Annotated in this window: 6 protein-coding genes; 5 read left to right on the top strand and 1 reads right to left on the bottom strand. The window is 72.4% G+C overall.

Annotated features, from left to right (window positions below; all coding sequences use genetic code 11):
* The first annotated feature begins 132 nt into the window (after window positions 1–132).
* Both STRIP9103_RS11715 and STRIP9103_RS11710 read left to right on the top strand, forming a co-directional pair.
* Window positions 133–1,146, top strand: coding sequence for a LacI family DNA-binding transcriptional regulator (locus tag STRIP9103_RS11715; RefSeq protein ID WP_009308589.1), 1,014 nt, complete (start codon window positions 133–135; stop codon window positions 1,144–1,146).
* Window positions 1,147–1,404: 258 nt separating this feature from the next.
* Window positions 1,405–3,456, top strand: a complete 2,052-nt coding sequence (locus tag STRIP9103_RS11710; protein WP_009308580.1) for a glycoside hydrolase family 31 protein — start codon at window positions 1,405–1,407, stop codon at window positions 3,454–3,456.
* A 140-nt stretch (window positions 3,457–3,596) separates the two neighbouring features.
* Here the strand turns inward: STRIP9103_RS11710 and STRIP9103_RS11705 are convergent, their stop codons facing one another.
* Window positions 3,597–4,544: a helix-turn-helix domain-containing protein gene (locus STRIP9103_RS11705; RefSeq protein ID WP_009308585.1), complete on the bottom strand. Its 948-nt coding sequence runs from the start codon at window positions 4,542–4,544 to the stop codon at window positions 3,597–3,599.
* A 111-nt stretch (window positions 4,545–4,655) separates the two neighbouring features.
* On the opposite strand from STRIP9103_RS11705, the gene STRIP9103_RS11700 reads away from it, so the two are divergent.
* From STRIP9103_RS11700 to STRIP9103_RS11690, 3 genes are all read left to right on the top strand, one after another.
* Window positions 4,656–6,197 (top strand): alpha/beta hydrolase, encoded by a 1,542-nt coding sequence (locus tag STRIP9103_RS11700; RefSeq protein ID WP_009308587.1) that lies wholly within the window; start codon window positions 4,656–4,658, stop codon window positions 6,195–6,197.
* A 97-nt stretch (window positions 6,198–6,294) separates the two neighbouring features.
* Window positions 6,295–7,557: an AI-2E family transporter gene (locus tag STRIP9103_RS11695; protein WP_374005523.1), complete on the top strand. Its 1,263-nt coding sequence runs from the start codon at window positions 6,295–6,297 to the stop codon at window positions 7,555–7,557.
* Between the two features lie 153 nt (window positions 7,558–7,710).
* Complete coding sequence (locus STRIP9103_RS11690) at window positions 7,711–8,898, top strand: sulfotransferase family protein (RefSeq protein ID WP_009308581.1); 1,188 nt, start codon at window positions 7,711–7,713, stop codon at window positions 8,896–8,898.
* The last annotated feature ends 8 nt before the right edge of the window (window positions 8,899–8,906 follow it).

The raw sequence follows: 8,906 nt of genomic DNA, 5'->3' as shown, positions 1-8,906 counted from the left end.
ACCGACGGAGTCGAAGCGCTTCGACAACCTATGGACAGCCACCCACCGCCAAGCTACTGTCGAGCCACCCTCACTCGCCCCTGTTCAGAGAACGCGCGCTGTCGAAGCGCTTAAACACGCTTGGAGAGCTGGATGGTCACCCTCGCCGAGGTCGCCCAGCACGCCGGAGTCTCGGCGAGCACGGTGAGCTATGTCCTCAGCGGCAAGCGGTCCATCTCCGCGGGCACCCGGCAGCGGGTCGAGCGGAGCATCCGCGAGCTCGGCTACCACCCGAACGCGGGGGCCCGGGCCCTGGCGAGCAGCAGGTCGAACATCATCGCCCTGATGGTCCCGCTGCGGACCGACATGTACGTCCCGGTGATGATGGAGATCGCCATAGCGGTGGCGACCACGGCCCGCACGCACGGCTACGACGTGCTGCTGCTCACCGGCGAGGAGGGCCCCGACGCGGTGCGCCGTGTCACCGGCAGCGGGCTCGCCGACGCGATGATCCTGATGGACGTGGAACTCTCGGACGAGCGGCTGCCGCTGCTGCGCGGTACCGACCAGCCGTCGGTGCTGATCGGGCTGCCGGCCGACACCAGCGGTCTGACCTGCGTCGACCTCGACTTCGGGGCGACCGGCGGGCTGTGCGTGGAGCATCTGGCGATGCTCGGCCACCGGGACATCGCCGTCATCGGCGAGGCGCCCGCGGTGTACGAGCGGCACACCGGTTTCGCCGAGCGCACCCTCGACGGGCTGCGGTCCCGGGCCCGGGAGCTGGGCCTGCGCGTACTGCACCGGCCCTGCGAGGGCGGCTACGACGCGATGGCCGCGACCCTGGCCCGGATCTTCGACGAGCGGCCCGGCACGACCGGGTTCGTGGTGCAGAACGAATCCGCGGTCGAGCCGCTGCTCGCGCTGCTGCGCCAGCAGGGGCGGGCGGTGCCCGAGGACGTCTCGGTGATCGCCATCTGCCCCGAGCAGGTCGCGGTGCAGGCCTCGGTGCGGCTGAGCTCCGTCGCGATCCCGGCCCAGGAGATGGGCCGACGGGCCGTGGAGCAGCTGATCGCCAAGCTGGACGGTCGGGACACCGACGAAGTGACGCTGCTCGCCCCCGAGTTGACGGTCCGCGCGAGCACGGGGCCGGTGTCCGCCGCCGACTGAGTCCGCCCCCGGAGACCACTGACAGAGCCGACCGACCGAGCCGACCGAGCACACGCGCGACCGGGGCCACCGGCAGAGCCCGCCACCGGGCCGTCGGCGCAGCCCCGCCGGCAGTGTCCAGCCCCCACCTCGTACGGCAGTCGGGGAAGCTCCGACCGCCTCCCTGCGCTCTTCCCTCCTACCTCCTCCCTCCCCACCGCCCGGCCCACCCGAGCCGAGCCGGGCGTGCCGTCTCTCCTCCCTTCCAGGAGCCGCCTCGTGAATCAGCACGCCGAGCAGCAGACCCCGACGGGCGCGGTCAGCCTCGCCCAGTCCTCCCCCACCGTCGGTACGTTCCGTGAGCGGGACGGCGCCCTGGAGTGGAGCGGACGCCAGGAGACCCTGCGGATCGAGCCGTGGGGCCCTGACGCGGTCCGGGTGCGTGCCCGCCTCGGCGGTCCGGTGCTCGACGGGCTGCCGGGTGCGCTGCTCGACGAGCCGGAGAGCACCGAGAGCAGCGTCAAGATCGAGGACGGGACGGGGCGGCTGACCGTCGGCTCACTCACCGTCGAGGTCGACGCCGAGGGCATGGTCCGCTTCACGCGCACGGCCGACGGCAGGGAGCTGCTGTCCGAGGCCCGCGCCCACTTCTGGTGGCCCGGCTCGCGCCTCTACACCGCCGTCGGCAACGGCTACCACCGCCTGGAGCAGCGTTTCGCCGCGTACGACGACGAGAAGCTGTACGGGCTCGGGCAGCACCAGCACGGGCAGCTGGACCAGAAGGGCCTGGTGCTCGACCTGGTGCAGCGCAACGCCGAGGTCGGCATCCCGGTGCTGACCTCCAGCCGGGGCTACACCCTGCTGTGGAACAACCCGGCGATCGGCCGCGTGGAGCTGGCCGGCAACGGCACGCGCTGGGTGGCGGACTCGGCCCGGCAGATCGACTACTGGATCACCGCGGGCGACCCGGCCGACGCACAGCGCCGCTACAGCGCCGTGACGGGCCGTACGCCGATGCTGCCCGAGTGGGCGGCCGGCTTCTGGCAGTGCAAGCTGCGCTACCGCACCCAGGACGAACTCCTCGCCGTGGCACGGGAGTACAAGCGCCGGAACCTGCCCATCGACGTCATCGTCTGCGACTTCTTCCACTGGACGCACCTGGGCGAGTGGAAGTTCGACCTGAGCGAATGGCCGGACCCGGCGGCCATGGTCCGTGAGCTGGACGAGCTCGGCATCAAGCTGGTCGTGTCCGTGTGGCCGTCCGTCTCCCCGCTCTCCGAGAACCACCCGGTCATGGACCAGCGCGGCTACTTCATCGGCACCCAGTACGGCCCGATGGCGCACGCCGACTGGCCCGACAAGGAGGTCGCCTCCACCGTCCAGGTGGCCTTCTACGACTCCACCAACCCCGAGGCCCGTGACTTCGTGTGGTCGCGGGTGAAGGACAACTACCTGGAGCCGTACGGGATCAAGGCGTTCTGGCTGGACGCCTGCGAGCCGGAGATCAAGCCGGGGTTCCAGGAGAACCTGCGTTACTGGGCGGGCCCCGGTCTTGAGGTCGGCAACATCTACCCCGCCGAGAACGCGCGCACCTTCTACGAGGGGCTGAAGGCGTCCGGCGAGGACGAGATCGTCACCCTCAACCGTTCGGCGTGGGCGGGCAGTCAGCGCTACGGTGCCGCGCTGTGGTCCGGTGACATCGGCACCGACTTCCCGACCCTGCGGCGCCAGATCGCGGCCGGGCTCAACACCGCGCTGTCCGGCATCCCGTGGTGGAACACCGACATCGGCGGCTTCCACGGCGGCGACCCGAACGACCCCGCGTACCGCGAGGTGATGGTCCGCTGGTTCCAGTTCGGCGCGTTCTCGCCGCTGATGCGGCTGCACGGGTTCCGTGAGCCGGGTATGCCGCTCGGGCCCGCGATGACCGGGGGACCCAACGAGGTCTGGTCGTACGGGGAGGAGGCGGGGGCCGTTCTGGAGCGGTACCTGCGGCTGCGGGAGCGGTTGAAGCCGTATGTGCTGGACGTCATGCGGGAGGCCCATGAGGAGGGGCTGCCGGTGATGCGGCCGCTGTTCCTGGAGTTTCCCGGGGACGAGCGTGCCTGGTCCGTCGACGACGCGTATCTGTTCGGGCGGGATGTGTTGGTCGCGCCGGTGCTGGAGGCGGGGGCCAGGAGGTGGACGACGTACCTTCCGGCGGGGGCGAGCTGGACGGACGCGTGGACGGGTGAGACGTACGAGGGCGGTACGTCGGTGACCGTGGACGCCCCGCTGGACCGTATCCCGGTGTTCCTGCGGGACGGGGTGTCGCTGCCGATCGCCGAGTAGGGCACCGGTGGGTGCGGCCGGCCGACGGGAGTTCCGCAGCCCGGCGGTTACGAGGTGCCGCCGCGCCCCGTAAGGGGCGCGGGGAACCGCGCGAGCGACCACGCACCACCCGCAGTCGCCGTACGACGCACCCACCCGAGCTAATGGGCGCACCGTACGGCGACGTGGGCGTTCAAGGCCGTCTGGAGCCAGGTCTGGGCGGCGCCCAGCGTAGGGGTGTCGGGGGTGGCCAGGTCGTCGGCCAGGTCCCAGTACCGGGCCATCACAGGGTGCCCCGCGGAGCCGAGCCGCAGGCTCAACGCTCGGCGGAAGTCCGGGGTGTCCCGGGCTCCATGGGCGTGGGCGTAGGCGGAGACGAAGCAGTCGAGGGCCTCGCCCTCGTGGGGTGCCTGCCCGGTGGTGAGGGCCGGGGCGGTCAGGGCGTAGGCCTCGCCCAGGCCGTCGTACAGGACGGTCGGCCGGTACTCCGGGTCCCGTTCCGGCGGTGGTGGTCGCCAGTCGTGGCCCGGCGGGCACGGCATCGTGACGAGGGCGTGCAGCCGGGCGAAGGCCAGTACCTGGTCCGGGGTGGGGTCGGCGGGCGGCTGCGGTACGGCGGCGTCGAGGATCCACGCCACCTGCCGGGCCGGGAGCCGCAGGGGCAGTACACGGCGCCAGAAGCGGGCCAGGGCGGTGGTGTCCGGCGGTATCGCGCCGTCGAGGAACGCGCCGATCAGCCGTAGCCGGGCGGTTCGCTCCTCGGCGGCGCAGTCCCGCACCAGGCGCAGTGCGGCCTGCCGCCAGCGCAGGGCGGCGAGTTGGGAGTCCAGTGCCTTCAACTGCCCGGTGATCGCGTTCTCCAAGGAGTCGTCGAGCCCGTCCTCCTCACCCAGGACTCGGTCGATGGCGCCCACCGGCAGGTCGAGCGTGCGCAGAGAACGGATCAGGCGGAGCCGGTCGACGGCCTCGCGGCCGTACCGGCGGTGGCCGCCGGCGCTGCGGGCGGCCTCGGGCAGCAGGCCGCGGTCGGAGTAGAAGCGGACGGTCTTCACGGTGACGCCCGCGTGCTCGGCGAGCTCCCCGATGCTCCACAACTCGTCTGCGGACACGACTTGAACCTCCCTCAGGGGGAGTTCCTACCGTACCGGCGACCACGGCGGCCGATCAGGCCGCCGGTGGGGACGGAAAACGGTCGAGGAAAACGGGTCGAGGAGGCGTTCATGACGGCGTTCGTACTGGTGGCGGGGGGGTTCACCGATGCGCGGATCTGGCACGAAGTGGCCGACGGGCTGCGGGAGTCGGGGGCCGAGGCGCATCCGGTGACCCTCACCGGCATGGGGGACCGCGGGAGCGAGGCCGGTCCCGGCACCGATCTGGACACACACATCGCGGACGTACTGCGGGTGCTCGACGACGTGGCCGCGCCGGAGGTGGTGATCGTGGGCCATGAGTACGGCATCCATCCCGTGCTGGGCGCCGCCGACCGTCGGCCGGAGCGGATCGGGCGGATCGTGTACCTGGACGCGGGCATGCCCCAGGACGGTGACACGGCACTCAAGTCGGTGCCGGACCAGGAGGTGCACCGGCGACTGCGCGACCGCGCCGGGGACGACAGCTGGTCGCTGCCCGCGCCCGCGTCGGCCGACGAGTGGCGACGCTGGGGCAGCACCGACGGGCTGACGGACGAGGCGCTGGCCCGCCTGACCCGGCTCGCCTCGCCACAGCCGGTGGGGACCCTCACCCGGCCGCTCCGGCTCTCCGGCGCGGGCGCCGGGCTGCCGACCACCGGGGTCCTGTGCACGGGAAGCGGACTGAACATCGCCCTGGTCGAGGACATGGTCGCGACCGGGCTGCCGCAGTTCCAGGTCCTCGCCCGGCCCGAGGTGACCTTCTTCGAACTCGCCACCGGGCACTGGCCGATGCTGTCCTGCCCCGAGAAGCTGACCGCCGTACTGCTCGCCGCCGCCGCGGGCGAGGGCCACCGGATCACCGCGACCGCCGAAACCCCCTCGTATCTGCGTCCCTTCGCGCTGGACGTACCGGAGCGGCCCCGTGAGCGGATCGGGCGGCTCGACCTCTACTTCCCCGACGAGACCGGCGAGGCCATTGGGCCCGGCCTGCCGGCAGCCCTGGCCGGCCCGCGTCCGGCGGTGCTGTTCGTGCACGGCGGTCCGGTCCCCGCCGATCTGCGGCCCACCCCGCGCGACTGGCCGGCGTTCGTCGGCCACGGCAGCCACGCGGCGAGCCTGGGCGTCGTCGGCGCGGTGCTGGACCACCGGTTGCACGGCCTCGACGACTACGGGCGGGCCGCCGAGGACATCGCCGAGGCGGTCGAGGCGCTGCGGGCCGACCCGCGTGTCGACGCCGAGCGCATCGCCCTGTGGTACTTCTCCGGCGGCGGGCTGCTGCTCGCGGACCCGCTCGCCGAGCCCCCGTCGTGGCTGCGGTGCGTGGCGGCGTCGTATCCCGTGCTCGCGCCGCTGCCCTCCTGGGGCGCGGTCGAGCCCCGCTTCCGCCCGGCCGCGGCGGTGAGCGGTGCGGGACGGCTGCCGGTGGTGCTGACCCGGGTCGGGCTGGAGAACGCCGAGATCGCGGCGACGGTGGAGGAGTTCCTGGTCGCCGCGGAGGAGTGCGGGGCCGACGTCGAGGTCATCGACGTACCGGACGGGCATCACGCGTTCGACACCGTCGACCACACCCAGGAGTCCCGCGACGCCGTGAACCGGGCGCTGCGAAGGGTCGTGGCCCACCTGCGCGCCTGACCGTGGCGCCAACTCGGGGGCACCCAGGGCCGATCGCGTCGACCGGCCGGGTCTACGCTATGGCGGCCACGGCCAAGCGTGATCTTCAGGAGTGCACATGAGCAGCCGTACGGGAGACCCCCGCCGGCAGCCTCGCGGGGGACGGCAGGGCCGTCCGGCGCGCAGGCCGGTGCATCGGACGCGTACGACGCTACGCGGCGCGGGGGTTCCGCAGGCCCCGGTGGTGGTCGGCGAGCCGGCGCCCGCCGTGGCCGGACGGGGGCCGGGGAGCATCCCGTCGGGCTTTCTGCCCGGTCCGGCCCGGCACATCGCCGTGTGGAGCGCGCTCACGCTGCTCGTCACCGGTGTGGTCTCGGTGGGGGTGTGGCTGTGCATCACCTTCCAGACCGCCGTCACGCCGGTGTTGCTGGCGCTGCTGGGGACCGCGCTGCTCGGGCCGTTCTACCGGCGGCTGGTGGCGATGAGGTTCAACAAGTCCCTTGCCGCCGGGCTCACTTGCGCGGCGGTGGTCCTGGTGATGGGCGGGGCGGCGTACATCGTGGTGGCGGCGCTGATCGACACCGGGGACCAGATCATCTCCTCGCTGCGGGACGCCGCGAAGTCGCTCAGCGACGACTTCGGCTTCGCCGGGACCTCCCTGGACGACCTCGCCAAGAACGCGAAGGGTCTGCTGTCCAAGTTCGGTGGCACGGCGGCCTCCGGGGTGCTCAGCGGAGTGGGAGTCGTCAGCCAGTTCATCACGATGGCCATCCTGGCGTTGACGCTGATGTTCTTCTTCCTGCGTGACTCCGACCGGGCGGTCGCCGCACTGCACTCGTTCGCGCCCCGCGGCTCCGGTGACACGCTGGAGGTGATGGCCCGGCGTGCCTTCCTGGCGATCGAGGGCTATATGCGCGGGACGACGATCATCGCGTTCATCGACGCCGTCTGCATCGCGGTCGGTCTGCTGGTCCTCAAGGTGCCGGGCGCCCTGGGGCTGGGTGCGCTGGTGTTCATCGGCGCGTACATCCCGTATCTGGGCGCCTTCCTCTCGGGCGCGGTCGCCATCCTGGTCGCGTTCGCCGACCGTGGCCCGGTGACGGCGCTGTGGGTGCTGGGCGTGGTCGCGGCGGTGCAGTTCCTGGAGGGGAACGTGTTCCAGCCGATGATCCACAGCCGGACCGTGCAGATGCACCCGGCGGCGATCCTGCTGGCGCTCACGGCGGGCGCCTCGATCGCCGGCATCCTCGGCATGCTCCTCGCCGTGCCGCTCGTCGCGGCGGCGTCCGGGGTGCTGTCGGAGCTCCGGGCCCGGTACGGCGAGGGGACGGGCGCGGCGCCGGAGGCCACGGCCCCCGTCGCGACCCCCCGGGAGACGTAGGAAGTCGCCGGGGCGGCAGGATGATCACCGGCGCCCGCGGCACGCGCACCACCCCAGCACCCCGTGCCCGCACCACACCCGGCATCCGCGGTCCCGCGAGTGCGCCGACCGCAGCCGCAGCCGTACCCGGCCGTACCGGAAGGAAGCCACCCCGTGTCCTTCACCCCCCTCTCCCTGACGCTGGCCAATCTGTTACTCCGGCCGGCGGCGGGTTCCCGGCGCGACCCGGACCGGGTCTTCGACCGGATCCTCGCCAAGTCCGGCCGGGCGGAGGGGGATGAGGAGTTCGTCGACGGCTTCCGGTCGCTGCTGCGCGAGTGGGCGGCCGACGCCGACCTGTCTCCGGTCGGCCGGCAGTCCGCACAGGGCCATATACGCAGACATCTCACCAACCGGGCCCGCGTCCGGCAGCTGATCGCCGAGAACCCCGCGATCGAGCGGGAGCCCATCGAGAAGCCGGTGTTCGTGGTGGGGCTGCCGCGGACCGCCACCACGCTCACCCACGGTGTGCTGTCCCTCTCGGACGACCACCGCTGCCCGCTGCTGTGGGAGTTGCTGGCCCCGGACCTCGAACGGTCGTCCGAACTGCGGCGCAAGGCGATCACGAACGCGCGGTGGTGGGTCAACGGCATCAACTGGTTCGCCCCGCTGTTCCGTCACATCCACCCCATGACCGCCGAGGGCCCCGAGGAGTGCACCTTCGTCCTGCCGCACGCCCTCGTGCCCATGTCCCAGGCCCGTCTGCCGAAGTACCAGGCCTGGCACTTCGCGCGGGACTTCGTCCCCGACTACCGCTATCTCAAGCAGGTCTTCCAGGTCCTCCAGTACGGCCGCCCGCGCCGCCGCTGGATGCTGAAGTCCCCCATGCACACCGGGAATCTCGACGCGCTGCGCGCCGTCTTCCCCGATGCCACGATCGTGTGGACCCATCGCGACCCGGTGACCGCCCTGGCCTCGTTCTGCAGTCTGGTCGAGCAGGGCAGGATCGGCGCCCTCCGCACCGTCGACCTGCACGGTATCGGCGCCCAGTGGCTCGACATCCTGAGCCTCTCCGTGCGGCGCGCTCTCGCGGTCCGGGCGTCCGTCCCCTCCGAGGCGCTGGTGGACGTCCCGTACTCCTGGCTCGGTTCGGATCCGGCCACGGGCGCCCCGAAGCTGTACGACGCCGTCGGCGCCCGCTGGACCGACGCCGACGCTGCCCGGCTCCCCGAGGTCGCCGCCCGCCCCAAGGGCTCCCGCCCCCACCGCTACGACCTGGCCCGCTACGGCCTGACCCGCGACGAGGTCGAGTCGGCCTTCGCCGAGTACAACGCGCTGCGGCAGGACGTGGACCGGCCCTGAGACGGCAG

The sequence above is a fragment of the Streptomyces ipomoeae 91-03 genome (assembly GCF_000317595.1).
Classification (GTDB): Bacteria; Actinomycetota; Actinomycetes; order Streptomycetales; family Streptomycetaceae; genus Streptomyces; species Streptomyces ipomoeae.
The sequence above is the reverse complement of the archived record's forward strand: the minus strand, read 5'-3'. Positions and strand labels throughout refer to the sequence as shown.